This is a genomic window from Afipia massiliensis (assembly GCF_014203115.1).
Classification (GTDB): Bacteria; Pseudomonadota; Alphaproteobacteria; order Rhizobiales; family Xanthobacteraceae; genus Afipia; species Afipia massiliensis.
Genome location: NZ_JACHIJ010000003.1, coordinates 660,777 through 675,521, shown reverse-complemented (window position 1 = coordinate 675,521; position 14,745 = coordinate 660,777). Strand labels below are relative to the sequence as shown.

General features: G+C 61.5%; 21 protein-coding genes. 13 read left to right on the top strand and 8 right to left on the bottom strand.

What is annotated here, in order from left to right; translation table 11 throughout:
• Window positions 1-18: 18 nt before the first annotated feature.
• The 9 genes from tlpA to HNQ36_RS12840 all read left to right on the top strand — a co-directional run bounded on the left by tlpA (window position 19) and on the right by HNQ36_RS12840 (window position 4,904).
• The gene (gene tlpA / locus HNQ36_RS12880; protein WP_184085602.1) at window positions 19-693 is read left to right on the top strand and encodes a thiol:disulfide interchange protein TlpA; all 675 of its coding nucleotides are present in this window, start codon (window positions 19-21) and stop codon (window positions 691-693) included.
• Window positions 694-755: 62 nt separating this feature from the next.
• Window positions 756-1,205, top strand: coding sequence for an ArsR/SmtB family transcription factor (locus HNQ36_RS12875; protein WP_019199975.1), 450 nt, complete (start codon window positions 756-758; stop codon window positions 1,203-1,205).
• A complete protein-coding gene (locus HNQ36_RS12870; protein ID WP_347339966.1) occupies window positions 1,172-1,519 on the top strand; it encodes an SRPBCC family protein in 348 nt (115 codons plus the stop codon). The genes HNQ36_RS12875 and HNQ36_RS12870 overlap by 34 nt, the downstream gene beginning before the upstream one ends.
• Window positions 1,520-1,552: 33 nt before the next feature.
• Window positions 1,553-2,179: a glutathione S-transferase family protein gene (locus HNQ36_RS12865; RefSeq protein ID WP_184085600.1), complete on the top strand. Its 627-nt coding sequence runs from the start codon at window positions 1,553-1,555 to the stop codon at window positions 2,177-2,179.
• Between the two features lie 41 nt (window positions 2,180-2,220).
• Entirely contained in the window at window positions 2,221-3,012 is a 792-nt protein-coding gene (locus HNQ36_RS12860; protein WP_184085598.1) for a DUF899 domain-containing protein, read from the top strand.
• A gap of 54 nt (window positions 3,013-3,066) precedes the next feature.
• Entirely contained in the window at window positions 3,067-3,429 is a 363-nt protein-coding gene (locus HNQ36_RS12855) for a DUF1428 domain-containing protein (protein ID WP_046828743.1), read from the top strand.
• A gap of 23 nt (window positions 3,430-3,452) precedes the next feature.
• Window positions 3,453-3,929, top strand: coding sequence for a VOC family protein (locus tag HNQ36_RS12850; RefSeq protein WP_184085596.1), 477 nt, complete (start codon window positions 3,453-3,455; stop codon window positions 3,927-3,929).
• Window positions 3,913-4,461 carry a VOC family protein gene (locus HNQ36_RS12845; RefSeq protein ID WP_210311998.1) on the top strand — a complete coding sequence of 183 codons (549 nt, stop codon included), beginning with the start codon at window positions 3,913-3,915 and terminating at the stop codon, window positions 4,459-4,461. The genes HNQ36_RS12850 and HNQ36_RS12845 overlap by 17 nt, the downstream gene beginning before the upstream one ends.
• 65 nt (window positions 4,462-4,526) lie before the next feature.
• On the top strand, window positions 4,527-4,904 hold the full coding sequence (locus tag HNQ36_RS12840; protein WP_184085594.1) for a VOC family protein: 378 nt from the start codon (window positions 4,527-4,529) through the stop codon (window positions 4,902-4,904).
• Window positions 4,905-4,910: 6 nt separating this feature from the next.
• Here HNQ36_RS12840 and HNQ36_RS12835 read toward each other — a convergent pair whose 3' ends face one another.
• The 6 genes from HNQ36_RS12835 to HNQ36_RS12810 all read right to left on the bottom strand — a co-directional run bounded on the left by HNQ36_RS12835 (window position 4,911) and on the right by HNQ36_RS12810 (window position 8,863).
• Entirely contained in the window at window positions 4,911-5,090 is a 180-nt protein-coding gene (locus tag HNQ36_RS12835; RefSeq protein WP_184085592.1) for a putative motility protein, read from the bottom strand.
• Between the two features lie 93 nt (window positions 5,091-5,183).
• Window positions 5,184-6,062 (bottom strand): 3-hydroxybutyryl-CoA dehydrogenase, encoded by an 879-nt coding sequence (locus HNQ36_RS12830; RefSeq protein ID WP_184085590.1) that lies wholly within the window; start codon window positions 6,060-6,062, stop codon window positions 5,184-5,186.
• 159 nt (window positions 6,063-6,221) lie between these two features.
• Window positions 6,222-7,157, bottom strand: coding sequence for an electron transfer flavoprotein subunit alpha/FixB family protein (locus HNQ36_RS12825; RefSeq protein WP_184085588.1), 936 nt, complete (start codon window positions 7,155-7,157; stop codon window positions 6,222-6,224).
• Window positions 7,157-7,903: an electron transfer flavoprotein subunit beta/FixA family protein gene (locus HNQ36_RS12820; RefSeq protein ID WP_184085585.1), complete on the bottom strand. Its 747-nt coding sequence runs from the start codon at window positions 7,901-7,903 to the stop codon at window positions 7,157-7,159. The genes HNQ36_RS12825 and HNQ36_RS12820 overlap by 1 nt, the downstream gene beginning before the upstream one ends.
• Window positions 7,904-8,036: 133 nt before the next feature.
• Window positions 8,037-8,609: a cob(I)yrinic acid a,c-diamide adenosyltransferase gene (locus tag HNQ36_RS12815; RefSeq protein ID WP_184085583.1), complete on the bottom strand. Its 573-nt coding sequence runs from the start codon at window positions 8,607-8,609 to the stop codon at window positions 8,037-8,039.
• 56 nt (window positions 8,610-8,665) lie between these two features.
• A complete protein-coding gene (locus tag HNQ36_RS12810) occupies window positions 8,666-8,863 on the bottom strand; it encodes a twin transmembrane helix small protein (RefSeq protein ID WP_046828736.1) in 198 nt (65 codons plus the stop codon).
• Between the two features lie 139 nt (window positions 8,864-9,002).
• Between HNQ36_RS12810 and HNQ36_RS12805 the strand changes: the two genes are divergently transcribed.
• The gene (locus tag HNQ36_RS12805) at window positions 9,003-9,887 is read left to right on the top strand and encodes a YhjD/YihY/BrkB family envelope integrity protein (RefSeq protein WP_184085581.1); all 885 of its coding nucleotides are present in this window, start codon (window positions 9,003-9,005) and stop codon (window positions 9,885-9,887) included.
• On the opposite strand, the gene HNQ36_RS12800 is transcribed toward HNQ36_RS12805, so the two are convergent.
• Window positions 9,838-11,136, bottom strand: a complete 1,299-nt coding sequence (locus tag HNQ36_RS12800) for an ATP-binding protein (protein ID WP_184085579.1) — start codon at window positions 11,134-11,136, stop codon at window positions 9,838-9,840. The two genes, HNQ36_RS12805 and HNQ36_RS12800, sit on opposite strands and share 50 nt — an antisense overlap.
• A 65-nt stretch (window positions 11,137-11,201) precedes the next feature.
• On the bottom strand, window positions 11,202-12,083 hold the full coding sequence (gene gluQRS / locus HNQ36_RS12795; RefSeq protein ID WP_184085577.1) for a tRNA glutamyl-Q(34) synthetase GluQRS: 882 nt from the start codon (window positions 12,081-12,083) through the stop codon (window positions 11,202-11,204).
• A gap of 77 nt (window positions 12,084-12,160) precedes the next feature.
• Between gluQRS and HNQ36_RS12790 the strand changes: the two genes are divergently transcribed.
• The 3 genes from HNQ36_RS12790 (at window position 12,161) to HNQ36_RS12780 (ending at window position 14,742) form a co-directional block, all read left to right on the top strand.
• The gene (locus HNQ36_RS12790; protein ID WP_184085575.1) at window positions 12,161-12,979 is read left to right on the top strand and encodes a DNA-3-methyladenine glycosylase family protein; all 819 of its coding nucleotides are present in this window, start codon (window positions 12,161-12,163) and stop codon (window positions 12,977-12,979) included.
• Window positions 12,976-14,067 (top strand): DUF2855 family protein, encoded by a 1,092-nt coding sequence (locus HNQ36_RS12785; protein WP_184085573.1) that lies wholly within the window; start codon window positions 12,976-12,978, stop codon window positions 14,065-14,067. Before HNQ36_RS12790 ends, HNQ36_RS12785 begins: the two co-directional genes overlap by 4 nt.
• Window positions 14,068-14,184: 117 nt before the next feature.
• Window positions 14,185-14,742: an HNH endonuclease gene (locus tag HNQ36_RS12780; RefSeq protein ID WP_184085571.1), complete on the top strand. Its 558-nt coding sequence runs from the start codon at window positions 14,185-14,187 to the stop codon at window positions 14,740-14,742.
• Window positions 14,743-14,745 lie beyond the last annotated feature (3 nt).

Genomic DNA, 14,745 nt, shown 5'->3' with positions numbered 1-14,745 from the left:
TCAACCGAGACGAGACCTATGCCCAACATCGATCCATCAACGCCCGGTTTCCCCTGCAAGAAGGCTTCTCGCATTCGAGTAACCATCGTTTCCGCCATTATAGCGGCCGCGGCGGGGCTGGGTGGGATATACGGGATCGGCGGGTTCATGCGCAATGCGCACGCGCAGGCCCAATGTGCGCCGGCGGTCGATCTGGCCAAGAAAATAGCCCCTTTGGCCAAAGGCGAGGTCGCCGCATTAACCATGGCCACCGCTCCGCTTCAACTGCCCGATCTCGCGTTCGAGGATTCCGAGGGCAAGACCAGAAAGCTGTCGGAATGGAAGGGCCGTACTGTCCTCGTCAATCTGTGGGCGACATGGTGCGTGCCCTGCCGCAAGGAGATGCCTGCGCTCGACAAGCTGCAGGAAACCCTTGGCGGCGCGGACTTTGAGGTGGTCGCAATCAATATCGACACCCGCGATCCCGAAAAGCCGAAGAATTTTCTCAAAGAGGCCGCGCTGACCAAGCTCGCCTATTTCCATGACCGGAAGGCGAAGGTGTTTCAGGATCTGAAAAGCGCCGGGCGCGCGCTGGGCATGCCGACCTCCGTGCTGGTCGATGGCGCGGGATGCGAGATCGCGACCATTGCAGGTCCCGCTGAATGGGCCAGCGACGACGCGATAAAGCTCATCAAGGCCGCCACCGCGAAATAAAGCCGCAGTTCCCATCTGACGTCGCCCTTGACGTCACCACGCATGCCCTTATACTTAACCACATGGTTTACTATTCTACCGACCGCCTGAACCGCGTGTTTGCCGCCGTCGCCGATCCGACGCGGCGCGCGTTGCTGGCCGAACTTGAAGGGCGCGACAGCGTCACCATCAGCGAATTGGCGAAACCGTTCGCGATGTCCCTGCCCGCCGTCATGAAGCACCTCGATGTGCTGTCAGACGCGGGACTGATCACCAGGAGTAAGACAGGCCGCACAGTCACGTGCCGCCTGACAGCGGCCCCGATGGAGCAGGCAATGGAATGGCTCAGCCGCTACCAGCGGTTCTGGACCGCACAACTCGATCGTCTCGCCGCTTTTGTGGAGAAGGATTTATGCTCACCCAGCCAAGCCTCACCCTCGCCCGACGACTCAAAGCCCCAGCCTCCAAAGTCTTCGAAGCGTGGACGGACCCCGCCAAAATCGTCCAGTGGTTCGGACCCGGACACACCATAGGCGACAGCGTAAAGGCCGACATGGATGTGCGCGTCGGCGGGCACTTCCGCATCAACTTCAGCACCGACGACGGCGAAGCGCATCAGGTCGGCGGCAAGTATCTCGAAGTGACGCCCTATCAACGGCTGGTGTTCAGTTGGGCATGGCATTCCACACCGGACCGTGTCTCGCAGGTGACTGTCGTGCTGCGTGAGGAGGGCGACGTGACGCTGCTCACGCTGACCCACGACAAGTTCTTCGATGAAGCGGCTCGCGACGGCCACAAGCGCGGCTGGACCGGAACGCTCGACAAGCTCGAACAGTTCTTCGCCTGAATGCGCAAAGAACTTGAGCGAAAGGAGTGCGACATGAAGCTTTTCTATTCCGAGACGCTGAATCCGCGGAAAGCGTGTGCAGTCGCCAAGCATCTCAACTCGCCGGTGGAGTTCGTGCATGTCGATCTGGCGAAACTGGAAAACCGGACGCCGCAGTTTCTCGGCATCAATCCCAACGGCAAGGTTCCCGTCTTGCAGGACGGCGAGACGACGCTGTGGGAAGCCAACGCGATCATGTGCCATCTCGCGCGGGCCGCGGGATCGGACCTGTGGCCCAAAGATCAACGCCAGATTGAGGTGATGCGCTGGCTAAGCTGGGACGCCAACCATTTCACGCGCTTTGCCGGCAGTCTCTATTTCCAGAATCTCGTCAAACCGCAGCTCGGGTTCGGCGAACCTGACGCGGCAATCGTGCAGGAAGCCGAGAAATGGGTGCGCCAGCACGGCTCGGTGCTCAACAACCACCTGCGCGGCCGTGATTATCTGGTCGGCGACACACTTACTGTCGCGGACTTCGCCGTCGCCGTGACCCTGCCCTATGCGGACAGGGCGCACATTCCGGTCGGCGACTTCCCGGAGATCCTGCGGTGGCATGCCCGCCTCAACGAACTTCCCGCCTGGCGCGATCCGTTTCCACACAACCGGGCCAAGGCGGCTTGAATCAAAGCTGTGTGACTTTTCTCCAGACAGAGGAGCTTCCGATGCAACCGCACAAGATCGCCTCAAAAGACGAATGGCTGTCGGCGCGCAAGGCCCTGCTCGCCAGAGAGAAGGAACTGACCCGGCTGCGCGACAAAATCAGCGAAGAGCGCCGCGCACTGCCCTGGGTGAAGGTCGAGAAGACTTACGTTTTCGACACGCCGCAGGGAAAGAAGACACTGGCCGACCTGTTCGAGGACCGCAGCCAGTTGATCGTGAAACACTTCATGCTGGCGCCGGGCCAGCTTGAAGGCTGCGTCGGCTGCTCATTCGAGGCCGATCACGTCGAGGGCGCGCTGGTGCACCTCGAGCATCATGACGTCACCTATGTTGTTGTGGCGCGCGCGCCGCTTTCAGAGATTGAGGCGTACAAGAAGCGCATGGGCTGGCACTTCACATGGGTGTCGTCCGGCAACAGCGACTTCAACTATGATTTCAACGTCTCGTTCACGCCGGACCAGGTTGCGAACGGCAAGGTCTATTACAACTATGAGGCGACCGAAGTTCCAATCGAGGATCTCTCCGGCAATAGCGTTTTCATCAAGAGCGAGAACGGCGACATCTTCCATACCTATTCGACCTATGGCCGCGGGCTGGAAGAAATCCTCGGCACCTACATGTATCTCGACATCACGCCGAAAGGCCGCAACGAGAACGGCCCGAACCACGACCTGACCGACTGGGTCCGGCTCCACGACCGCTACGACAGCGGCGGATATGTCGACGCCACCGGCCGCTACCGCGCGCCCGACAGCGAACACGCCTGCTGCGCGTCCGCCAAGCAGGACTCGTAACACTTCACCGCCGGATACCCGGCATAAACCTGGAAACCACCAAAGGAGCTAGAAATGCAGTATGTCGATGGATTTGTTCTGCCGGTCCCGAAGAAGAACATGAAAGCCTACACGGCCATGGCCAAGCTGGCCTGCAAGGTCTGGCTCGATCACGGCGCTCTCGATTATCGCGAATGCGTTGCCGAAGACGTCAAGCCCGGCAAGGTCACTTCGTTTCCGCAGAGCGTGAAGCTGAAGGCCGGTGAGACCGTCGTCTTCTCCTGGATCACCTACAAATCGCGCAAGCATCGCGACAGCGTGATGAAAAAAGTGATGGCGGATCCGCGTCTCGCAAAAATGATGAATGATCCGAAAAATATGCCCTTCGATGGCAAGCGCATGTTCTGGGGCGGCTTCGATACCTTCGTTACGGCGTAAACAATCCGGCAGGGAGTAAGAGAATGCAGCCATTCACCACATGCCTCTGGTTCGACAACCAAGCCGAAGAAGCTGTGAAATTCTACACGACCATCTTCAAGAATTCGAAGATGGGAACCATTGCCCGCTACGGAAAGAACATGCCGGGGGCAGAGGGATCGATCATGACCGCTGAATTTGAACTCAACGGGCAAAAATTCATCGCCCTCAACGGCGGCCCACATTTCAAGTTCACGCCGGCAATCTCGCTTATGGTCTACTGCGCGACCCAGGATGAAATCGATGACTACTGGAACAAGCTCGCCGAAGACGGCAATATCCAGCAATGCGGCTGGCTGACGGACAAGTTCGGCTTGTCCTGGCAGATCGTGCCCACCGCCCTTGGCGAGATGATGAAGAACGGCACGCCGGTTCAATCACAGAAGGTGATGGAAACTGTGATGAAGATGGTCAAACTTGAGATCAAGACCCTGAAGCAGGCCTATGAACAGGATGCCTAGCGCGATCCAGCGCTGCGGGCTCCCGGGCCGGAATGACTTCAGCATCATTCCGGCGCCGGGCGGCGCAACCAATCTCTACACCCGCGCGTTTCTTGCCGCGTGGGCGCAAGCCGAAACCATCGTGATGCAAAGGAGTGCAGCCATGTTGAAAGCAAGTCATGCATTCAGCGGCTTCTCGACCAACGACATCGGCAAGGCCAAAGAATTCTACGGCCGCACGCTGGGACTCGAGGTGTCCGAAGAGCACGGACTTCTGAACCTGCATCTGGGCGGCGGCGCCGATGTGCTGATCTATCCGAAAGACAACCACGCCCCGGCGACTTTCACCGTGCTCAATTTCCCGGTCGACGACGTCGACAAGACGGTCGATGAGCTGACGAAACGCGGCGTCCGGTTCGAAATTTACACTGAGCCCAGCATCAAGACCGACGCGAAAGGCATCTCGCGTGACAACGGCGGACCCACGATCGCCTGGTTCAAGGACCCCGCAGGCAATATCCTGTCGGTGCTCGACGTCAACGGTGCGATGTAGCGCGACCATTGGTCTGCGCTTTCATCGCGCGATGGCGCGTCAGGACTTCAACGAAGGAGACGGCCATGACGTCGCACGGACACTTTCACTGGAATGAACTGGTGACGCCAGATGCGGAGCGCGCCATGCAGTTCTACAAGACGACCATCGGCTGGACGTTCGAACCGATGCCGATGGAAGACGGCGCAACCTACTGGGTCGCCTATGCGAACGGCGAAATGGCCGCCGGAATCTTTCCGACCAACCGCCCGGCCTTCGAGGGTGTCCCCGAAGGCTGGATGCCGTATCTGGCGGTGGATGATGTCGATGCGCGGGTGAAGACGGCCATTGCATCCGGCGCGCAACTGATGCGGCCGATTTTCGATGTGCCGCATGTCGGCCGCATCGCGATCCTGACCGAGCCCGGCGGCGCCGGTATCGGGTGGATCACCCCGGCCTCCTGACCGCGTTCAGGCCGAAATATCGAGATTGCCACCGACGCCCGGCGGATTGTTCGCCGCAGGCTGGAGCAGTTGCAGCACCGATTTTTCCGAATCGATGTTCTGCTTCATGATGCTGGTTGCGATCTGCTGCTGGGTATTGGCAGCCTGCATGGCCATCATGCTGCTAACGATGCTCATTACGTCCATGGAAACGCACTCTCTCCGCGACTCAAGTGGAGTGAACCTAGCGGGAGGCGGTTAACAAACTTTAGCTGAAGGATTCAGCCGCGCGCGGGAGAATTACCGCGTCGGAACCGGCTTGTCGCCACGGTAATCGTAGAAGCCGCGCTGCGACTTGCGGCCAAGCCAGCCGGCTTCGACATACTTCACCAGCAGCGGGCACGGACGATACTTCGAATCGGCTAGCCCCTCGTGCAGCACCTGCATGATCGACAGACAGGTATCGAGGCCGATGAAATCGGCCAGTTCGAGCGGCCCCATCGGATGGTGCGCACCAAGCTTCATTGCCGCGTCGATGGCTTCGACGTTCCCGACGCCCTCATAGAGCGTGTAGATCGCCTCGTTGATCATCGGCAGCAGGATGCGGTTGACGATGAAGGCGGGAAAATCTTCGGAGACGGCAATCTGCTTGCCCATCGCGGTGACAAAGGCGCGCGCGGCATCGAACGTCGCGTCGTCGGTGGCGATGCCGCGGATCAGTTCGGCCAGTTCCATGACCGGGACCGGATTCATGAAATGAATGCCGATGAATTTCTCAGGCCGGTCCGTCGAGGCCGCCAGCCGGGTGATCGAGATTGACGACGTGTTCGACGCGATAATCGCCTCGGGCTTCAGCACCGCGCAGAGATCGTGGAAAATCTTGCGCTTGACCTCTTCCTTTTCAACCGCCGTTTCGATTACGAGATCGCAGGCGGCCAGACCGTCGAGGCTGTCGGATGACGTGATCCTGGCGAGCGCATGCTTGTGCGCGTCTTCGGTGATGGTCTTCTTTGTGACCTGACGCGTCAGGTTGCCGTTGATGGTGGCCATCGCGGATTTCAGGCGATCGGCGGACACATCGTAAAGTACGACATTGAACCCGGCGAGCGCGGCAACGTGCGCAATGCCGTTGCCCATCTGCCCCGACCCAATCACACCAACGGTCTTGATCGCTGCCATTCGCTTCCGGTCTCTGTGGCTCTCGGCCTTAAGATACGGCAATCACCTTGCCGCACCCTCTTTAACATTACGTCAAAACACCGGCCCCGGGTTCAGAATTCCCGCCGGGCCGGTGCAACATAACATGGTCCGGGCGCATCGCGCGCCCGGATATCGAACTTAAAGCGCCGCCGTCAGTTCGGGGACCACCTGGTAGAGGTCGGCGACGAGGCCGTAGTCCGCCACCTGGAAGATCGGCGCGTCCTCGTCCTTGTTGATCGCGACGATCACCTTGGAGTCCTTCATGCCGGCCAGATGCTGGATCGCGCCGGAGATGCCGATGGCGATGTACAGTTCAGGCGCGACCACCTTGCCGGTCTGGCCGACCTGCCAGTCGTTCGGCGCATAGCCCGCGTCCACCGCGGCGCGCGAAGCGCCGACGCCGGCGCCAAGCTTGTCCGCCAGCGGCTCGATGTACTTGGTGAAGTTCTCGCGGCTCTGCATGGCGCGGCCACCAGAGACGATGATCTTCGCCGAGGTCAGTTCCGGACGATCGCTCTTGGCGACTTCCTCGCCAACGAAGCTCGACAGCGCCGGATCGGCCGCAGCCGCCGTGTTTTCAACCGACGCGCTGCCGCCATCGCCGGCCGCGGCGAATGTCGAGGTCCGCACGGTGATGACCTTCTTGGCGTCCTTGGACTTCACGGTCTGGATCGCGTTGCCGGCATAGATCGGCCGCTCGAACGTGTCAGGCGAAACCACCTTGATGATTTCGGAGATCTGCATCACGTCGAGCAGTGCTGCGACCCGCGGCATCACGTTCTTGAAACGCGAGGTCGCAGGCGCAACGAACGCGTCATACGATCCAGCCAGCGAGACGATCAGCGCAGCCAGCGGCTCGGCCAGATCGTGTTCCAGGCTGGCGTTTTCCGCGAGCAGAACCTTGGTGACACCCTTCAGCTTCGCCGCAGCTTCAGCGGCGGCCTTGGTGCCCTCACCGCCACCGGCGACAAGAACGTGGACCTCGGCGCCGAGCGCGACAGCCGCGGTCAACGCCTTGTTGGTGGAATCCTTCAGGGTGGCGTGGTCGTGTTCAGCAATCAGCAGCGTGGCCATCAGAGCGCCCCTACTTCCTTAAGTTTCGACACCAGTTCGGCGACGTCCTTGACCTTGACGCCCGCCTTGCGGCCGGGAGGTTCGGTGGTCTTGAGAACTTCGAGACGCGGCGAAAGATCGACGCCGAAGCTGTCGGCGGTCTTTTCGTCGATCGGCTTCTTCTTCGCCTTCATGATGTTGGGAAGGCTTGCATAGCGCGGCTCGTTGAGACGCAGGTCGGTGGTGACGATCGCCGGCCCCTTGACCTTCACCGTCTGCAAACCACCGTCGACTTCGCGCGTGACCTTGAAGTCCGATCCGTCGACTTCGAGCTTGGAGGCGAACGTCGCCTGCGCCCAGCCGAGCAGCGCGGCCAGCATCTGGCCGGTCTGGTTGCTGTCGTCATCGATCGCCTGCTTGCCGAGGATCACGAGACCCGGCTTTTCCTCGTCCACAATGGCCTTGAGAATCTTCGCGACGCCAAGCGGCTCGACAGTGCCTTCAGCCTTTACGAGGATGCCGCGATCGGCGCCCATGGCGAGGCCGGTGCGGATGGTCTCCGACGCCTGCGCGGGTCCGATCGACACCACCACAACCTCGGTCGCCTTGCCGGCCTCTTTCAGGCGCAGGGCTTCCTCGACAGCGATTTCGTCGAACGGGTTCATCGACATCTTGACGTTGGCGAGCTCGACGCCCGTCCCGTCGCTCTTGACGCGAACCTTGACGTTGAAGTCAACGACGCGCTTAACCGGCACCAGAACCTTCATCGGTTCCCTTTCGTCCTGAAATGGGTTGATCACATCCACTCTAAAGCGGTTGGGCGCGGAACCTAATGGTCCCGCCAATCCGGGTCAACGCGCGAAAACTAGAAATACAGGAAGGTATACCTAATACGCGCGATCACCGGTTTTGACCCGGCACCCAAAGCACGTCGCGGGCACCATTGTCATTGACCGACCGGCCGGCCACGAAAAGAAAATCCGACAGCCGGTTCAGATACTGCACGGCTGCATCGCTCACCGGCTCGTCCGGCTGGGATGCCAGTTCCACCACCATCCGTTCCGCTCGGCGACAGACCGTTCTTGCCAAGTGCAGATAGGCCGCGGCTGGTGTTCCGCCAGGCAAAATAAACGAGTTCAGCGGCGCCAGATCGGCATTGAGCACGTCGATATCCTGCTCAAGGCGTTCGACCTGCGTGGTCAACACGCGCAGCCGTTCGGCCTTGCCCTCCCGCTGCGGCACGGCCAGATCGGCGCCGAGATCGAACAGATCGTTCTGCACCCGGCCGAGCATCGCATCGATGGCCGGGGCCTGCGCCAGATGAAGGCGGGCCACGCCGATCACGGCGTTAGTTTCATCGACGGTTCCATAGGCGCTGACGCGAAGATCGTATTTCGGACGGCGTTCGCCGCTGCCGAGCGCCGTGGTGCCGTCGTCGCCGGTGCGGGTGTAAATCCGGTTGAGAATGACCATCGCGTCGATCCATTTTGCCCGTCGGAGTGGCGGTGAAATCCAGTCTGCCTCGTCAATCAGCTCTTACCAAGCGCCCAGACGGCAAGCATAGCAATCACGATGGCGATGAACTGAAGCAGTACGCGCAGCCGCATCAATCGCTGCGAGGTGTTGGGCGAGCCGCCGCGCATCATGTTGAACAGGCCGAGCATCAGCACGATGGTGACCGCGGCCAATGCGATGGGAAGGGCAATGCTTGAGAGGAACGATGTCATGGGGGGTAGATAACACCGCCGACGGCATCGCGCCATCGCCTGTCTAAAAATGCGGGAGAGAACCTTTTGGCTTCTCAACCGTACATGACTTTAGGTGCCCGGCGCGGTACATCTTGAAGGCGATAAATCAGGGTGAAACGTGAGGCTGATCCGAGACGCTTTCAATATCGCACTCGATGCGTTCTACACATTCCTGGCCGATGACGGCTGGGCGATCGCCAGTCACATTGCCTTGTCGGCGCTGATGGCACTGTTTCCCTTCCTGATCGTGATTACCGCTCTTGCCGGCGTCTTCGGCTCCAAGGACCTTGCCGACCGGGCCGCCGAGATGATGTTGGACACTTGGCCATCGCAGGTCGCCGACGCGCTGTCCGGCGAAATCCACAATGTACTGACCCAGTCGCATGGGGGGACGCTGACCATCGGCCTCGTGCTCGCGATCTACTTCGCATCGAATGGCGTCGAGAGCCTGCGCGTCGGCCTCAACCGCTCCTATAGCGTGGTCGAACAGCGCAGCTGGTACTGGCTTCGCCTCGAATCGATCGGCTACACCATGGTTGCCGCCGTGATGTCGCTGGCCATGGCCTTCCTGATCGTGCTCGGCCCGCTCATTCTGGCGACAGCCCGGCGTTACGTCCCGCTACGTGTCGAACCCAATGAAAACCTTCTCAATATCGTGCGCTATGGCCTCACGATCTTCGCCCTCGTTGCAGCGCTGATCATTCTGCACAAATGGCTGCCCGCGGGCACACGCAAACTGCGCGAGATCATGCCGGGTATCGTGGTCACGATGCTCGCGTCGCTCGTGTCCGGCGTGATGTTCGGCAAGTATCTTGAACGCTTCGCCAGCAATTACGTCACGACCTATGCCGGGCTTGCGTCGGTGATGATCGCGCTGGTGTTTCTGTATTTCATCGCGGCGATTTTCATCTACGGCGGCGAACTCAACGCGTCGATCGTCAAGTGGCAGAAATCTAAGGCCGCTTCGCGTGAAGAAGAGCGGTCGCCAGCGCGCGCGGGCTGACCGGCTTGGTCAGGAACGCATCTGCGCCTGCGGCGCGCGAGGCGTCTTCATCTTCAGCGCGGCCCGACACTCCGATGATGGCGATGCGCCCGTGCGGCCCCTCGAGCGCGCGGACGCGGCGGATCGCCTCAACGCCGTCGATGCCCGGAAGCACCATGTCCATCAGCACTGCATCGAAGTCGCCTTGCGCGATCCGCTCCGGCGCCGCCTCGCCGCGCCCGATGAATTCGGCCTGATGGCCGAGTTCGGTTAGAATGGCGTTGAGCACAACGCGGCCGAACGGATTGTCCTCGATGCTCAGAATGCGGAGACCCTGCGACGGACGCGGCGGCATGTCCGATCCCGGCCCAGATTGCAGCCCCCTGGCCCGCTTCACCGCAACGGTCAGCACGAACGTCATCCCGCCGCCGCTGCGCTGGGTCGCGGTGATGTCGCCTCCCATCGCGCGGGCCAATTGCTTGACCGACGACAACCCGAGGCCCGCGCCGCCGAAGCGGGAGGCGATGCTGACATTGGCTTGCGAGAACGGCTTGAACAGCCGCCTGATCTCCGCAATCGAAAGACCGATGCCGCTGTCGGACACCGCAAAGGCGATGCTCAGCCTGTCGCCCGAACCGGCATTGACCGAAACGTGGAGGGCCACCGTGCCCTGCTGAGTGAACTTGACCGCGTTATCGATCAGGTTCTCGAGCGCCGCACGCAGGCGCACCGGGTCGCCGATCACGAAAACCGGCAGTTTCGCGGCGATCTCAACCTGCGATCGCAGGCCCTTCGCGGCGGCCCGGCCGGCCAGCGAATCCCCGATCGCCCGTGACAGCGCCTGAAGATCGAAAAAATCCTGACGCACCGCGAGCCCGGCGGTGTCATGGCGCGCGGCATCGACAAACAGCGTGGCCAGCGCAGCCAGATGTTCCGCGCCGACCTTGATCGTATCCACCCAGCGCCGCTCCCGCTCGTCGAGTTCGGACGTCGCCAGCAGCGAACTGATCGCCAGAATACCGGTCAGCGGCGTGCGGACTTCGTGGGCGAACGCGGCCAGGGCGGCCTCGACGATGCGTGATTCCGAATCCGGCCGCTTGCCCCGCCGCTTTACGGGAGACTTCGCGACAGCCTTTTTCAAGCTGATCTTTTTTGAGGCGGCCTTTTTCGCACGCGCCTTTTTCGCCACGCGCGGCTTTCGCGCTGGCGTTTCTGCACCGTCTTTGCCGCGCGTCTTCAGGCTGCGCTTGACGCGCGATTTCGCCGCCATGATTCCCCACCCATCCGGCGCCTAACATGCCATGCCGAAGGCGCGGGAGTCACGCCACGGCAGGTTTAAGACGGGTTAATACCAACAAGACGCCGTATCTCAGCCGGAGTCGCCCTACCGGCCCGCAAGTCCCGCAGCGCCGTGGACCGCGTCGATTTCGACAGCTTCTGCCCGGCGTCGTCCAGCACGAGGGCATGATGGTGGTAAACCGGCTGCGGCAATCCGAGCAATTCCTGCAGCAGGCAGTGCACGCCGGTCGCCCAAAACAGGTCCTCGCCCCGTACGACGTGGGTCACGCCCTGCAGGGCGTCGTCGATGACCACCGCCAGATGATAGCTCGTCGGCGTGTCCTTCCGGGCCAGGATGACGTCGCCCCACTGTTCGGGCCGCGCCGGAACGTCGCCGGTTTCACCATCCGGACCCGCCCCCTGCTCCCTCCACGACAGGACGCCGGTGGTGCGTGCGACCGCCGCTGTCATATCGAGCCGCAGGGCATAGGGCGCTTCCGCGCGAATTCTCTGCGCGCGTTCCACTTCCGTGAGTTGCCTGCCGATGCCGGGATAGACCGGAGCGCCATCGGGATCGCGCGGCCACGCACCCGTCCGCTCCTTCTCGCCGACCATCCGGGCGATCTCCGCTCGGCTCTCGAACGCGGGATAAATCAGACCGTCACGTGCGAGCCGGTCAACCGCCGCCTGGTAAAGTGCAAGATGTTCCGACTGCCGCCGCACCAGTTCTTCCCACGAGATCCCAAGCCACGCGAGATCCTCGTAAATCGCCTGCTCGTATTCAGGCCGGCAGCGTGTGGCGTCGATGTCCTCGATGCGCAGCAACAACCGTCCGCCGCTCTGCCGGGCGAGATCGAAATTCAGCAGCGCCGAGCGCGCGTGTCCGAGATGGAGAAATCCATTCGGGCTTGGCGCGAAACGGAAAACGGGTGGCGGCATGGTTCGATCCTGTTCGACGCATGCTGCTAGTACAACAATTGCACTCGCGTCCGATTCCCTTCATGCTCACAAATTCAATGACAGTCCATCTCAACACGCAAGCGGACCTCGAGGACGCTGTCCACGCTCTGGTCCGTCTCGATCCCCGGCTAGGCCCCGTCGCTGACGTCGCCGGGATGCCGTCCCTGCGGCGGCGCGAACCCGGCTTCGCGGGTCTCGCGGCCATCGTCTGCGGTCAGCAGTTGTCGACCAAGGCCGCTGCGGCGATCTGGGGGCGCGTCAGCACCACGTTCGATCCGTTTCATCACGACGCGCTGAAAAGCGCGCGTGCGGACCGACTCGGACGCCTGGGTCTCTCAGCGGCGAAGATCAAGTCGCTCAAGTTCATCGCACGCGAACTGAGTGCAGAGCGGCTTAATCTTGAAGTGCTCGCCGAAGAAGACGCCGATGCGGCGCATGCGACGCTGACCAAGCTGCACGGCATCGGCCCCTGGACCGCCGACATCTACCTGCTGTTTTGCCTCGGTCACGGCGATGCGTGGCCCGCCGGCGATCTCGCTATCCAGGAAGCGATGCGGATCGGGCTTGGATTGAAAGCTCGCCCCACGGTGAGAGAGATGCAGCCGCTGGCGGAGCCATGGCGGCCGCTGCGCGGCGCGGCGGCGCATCTGTGGTGGTCGTATTATCACGCGATTAAAAAACGCGAAGGCGTGATCGCAGGAACAGCGAAGACTCCTGCAACTGCCCCTGTGAAGAAAAAAACTGCGCCAAAAGCAAAGTCCGTTTCAAACACCAAACCAGTTTTAAACAAATCCCGCGTCGCAAAAACGTCAGCGAAGCCGGCGAAGAATGCGCTACGTAAGAAAGCAGCGAAGACAACGGGAGCGCGGAGATGACGTCGGCCACTCAGTTCATTGTAGGACGTAACGATCTGACGAAGTGCAGACTGGTTGAGGTGCCGCTGCCGAGCGTGACGCAACTGCCCGAGAACGGACTGCTGGTGAAGGTCGATCGTTTCGCGTTCACCGCGAACAACATCACCTATGCGATGCTGGGCGACCAGTTGAAGTACTGGCATCTGTTTCCCGCGCCGGAAGGGTTCGGCAACATTCCGGTATGGGGTTTCGGGCGTGTCATCGAATCGCGCCATCCCGATATCGCCGTCGGCGAAGTGCTGTTCGGCTATCTGCCGATGGCCACGCATCTGGTGATCGAACCGGCCGACGTTAAGAAGACCGGCTTCCGCGACGCCGCCGCGCACCGGCAAAGCGTTTCGCCGGTCTACAATGCGTATTCCCGCGTCACCGGCAACCCGGCATTCGAAGGCCGCAATGGCGACTATCAGGCGCTGCTGCGCCCGCTGTTCATGCTGTCGTTTCTGGTGGACGACTTCCTCGCCGACAAGGATTTCTTCGGCGCGGCGAGCGTCATCCTCTCCAGCGCATCGAGCAAGACGGCGTTCGGGCTGGCGTGGCTGCTGCATACTCACCGCAAGCCCGTGCGCGTGATCGGCCTCACCGCAGCAGGCAACGTGGATTTCGTCACATCGCTTGGCTGCTACGACGAGGTCGTGACCTACGACAAAATCGAATCGATGCCGAACCAGCCCGTCGCCTTCGTCGACATGGCCGGCAATCCGGAATTGCGCACCCGGCTGCACAGGCACTTCGGCGACCGGATGGTCTACAGCGGGCGCGTCGGCCTCACCCACCAGGACGCGGCACCGGACGACGATTCGCTGCCCGGCGCCAAGCCGACATGGTTCTTCGCGCCGGACCAGATCCGCAAACGCGCCAAGGAATGGGGCCCGGGCGGAATCGACCAGCGATTCGGCGCGGTCTGGTCGGGTTTCACCACGGCGATGGGACCGAAGCTCGATGTCGTCGAAAGCCGGGGTTCCGATGCGGTCCAGCGGATCTATCTCGACACACTGAAAGGCCGCGTAAAACCGGCACAAGCGCACATGCTGTCGATGGCCGATTGAGGCGAAGCGCTCACCGGCAGGTGAGCGGAAACGCTCTTCACAATCCCGTCACGCTGCCTGTAGTATGTCATCCCAAGCTGCTTCGCAGCCAATTGGGGTTGGGGCCAGGAGCGTTACTTGAACGCACATGTGTCACAAGGCGGTTGGCCGGTACTCGTGCTGAATGCGGACTTCCGGCCGCTGAGCTATTATCCGCTGTCGCTCTGGTCCTGGCAGGATGCTGTCAAGGCCGTGTTCCTTGACCGCGTCAATATCGTTGCGAACTACGACCACGCGGTTCACAGCCCATCCTTCGAAATGCAGCTGCCGAGCGTGGTCTCGCTCAAGTCGTTTGTGAAGCCGACCACGCATCCCGCCTTCACCCGGTTCAACGTCTTCCTGCGCGACCGCTTCTCCTGCCAGTACTGCACCTCGCAGGACGATCTGACCTTCGATCACATCATCCCGCGCTCGCGCGGCGGCCAGACCACGTGGGAGAACGTCGTCGCCGCATGTTCGCCGTGCAACCTGCGCAAAGGCAACATGACGATGGCGCAGGCGAAAATGCATCCGCGCCAGATGCCGTTTGCGCCGACGGTCCACCAGCTCCACCGCAACGGCCGGCTGTTCCCGCCGAACTACCTGCACCAGAGCTGGCTCGACTATCTCTACTGGGACACGGAACTCGATCCGTAAACG

Coding starts and splice junctions, on each gene's coding strand:
- HNQ36_RS12820 (WP_184085585.1), bottom strand. CDS start 7,903: ATGAAGGTTCTGGTGCCGGTTAAGCGCGTCGTTGACTTCAACGTCAAG.
- HNQ36_RS12865 (WP_184085600.1), top strand. CDS start 1,553: ATGAAGCTTTTCTATTCCGAGACGCTGAATCCGCGGAAAGCGTGTGCA.
- HNQ36_RS12815 (WP_184085583.1), bottom strand. CDS start 8,609: ATGGTCATTCTCAACCGGATTTACACCCGCACCGGCGACGACGGCACC.
- HNQ36_RS12800 (WP_184085579.1), bottom strand. CDS start 11,136: ATGGCGGCGAAATCGCGCGTCAAGCGCAGCCTGAAGACGCGCGGCAAA.
- HNQ36_RS12790 (WP_184085575.1), top strand. CDS start 12,161: ATGACAGTCCATCTCAACACGCAAGCGGACCTCGAGGACGCTGTCCAC.
- HNQ36_RS12835 (WP_184085592.1), bottom strand. CDS start 5,090: ATGGACGTAATGAGCATCGTTAGCAGCATGATGGCCATGCAGGCTGCC.
- HNQ36_RS12850 (WP_184085596.1), top strand. CDS start 3,453: ATGCAGCCATTCACCACATGCCTCTGGTTCGACAACCAAGCCGAAGAA.
- HNQ36_RS12855 (WP_046828743.1), top strand. CDS start 3,067: ATGCAGTATGTCGATGGATTTGTTCTGCCGGTCCCGAAGAAGAACATG.
- gluQRS (WP_184085577.1), bottom strand. CDS start 12,083: ATGCCGCCACCCGTTTTCCGTTTCGCGCCAAGCCCGAATGGATTTCTC.
- HNQ36_RS12810 (WP_046828736.1), bottom strand. CDS start 8,863: ATGACATCGTTCCTCTCAAGCATTGCCCTTCCCATCGCATTGGCCGCG.
- tlpA (WP_184085602.1), top strand. CDS start 19: ATGCCCAACATCGATCCATCAACGCCCGGTTTCCCCTGCAAGAAGGCT.
- HNQ36_RS12860 (WP_184085598.1), top strand. CDS start 2,221: ATGCAACCGCACAAGATCGCCTCAAAAGACGAATGGCTGTCGGCGCGC.
- HNQ36_RS12840 (WP_184085594.1), top strand. CDS start 4,527: ATGACGTCGCACGGACACTTTCACTGGAATGAACTGGTGACGCCAGAT.
- HNQ36_RS12875 (WP_019199975.1), top strand. CDS start 756: ATGGTTTACTATTCTACCGACCGCCTGAACCGCGTGTTTGCCGCCGTC.
- HNQ36_RS12830 (WP_184085590.1), bottom strand. CDS start 6,062: ATGGCAGCGATCAAGACCGTTGGTGTGATTGGGTCGGGGCAGATGGGC.
- HNQ36_RS12825 (WP_184085588.1), bottom strand. CDS start 7,157: ATGGCCACGCTGCTGATTGCTGAACACGACCACGCCACCCTGAAGGAT.
- HNQ36_RS12785 (WP_184085573.1), top strand. CDS start 12,976: ATGACGTCGGCCACTCAGTTCATTGTAGGACGTAACGATCTGACGAAG.
- HNQ36_RS12845 (WP_210311998.1), top strand. CDS start 3,913: ATGAACAGGATGCCTAGCGCGATCCAGCGCTGCGGGCTCCCGGGCCGG.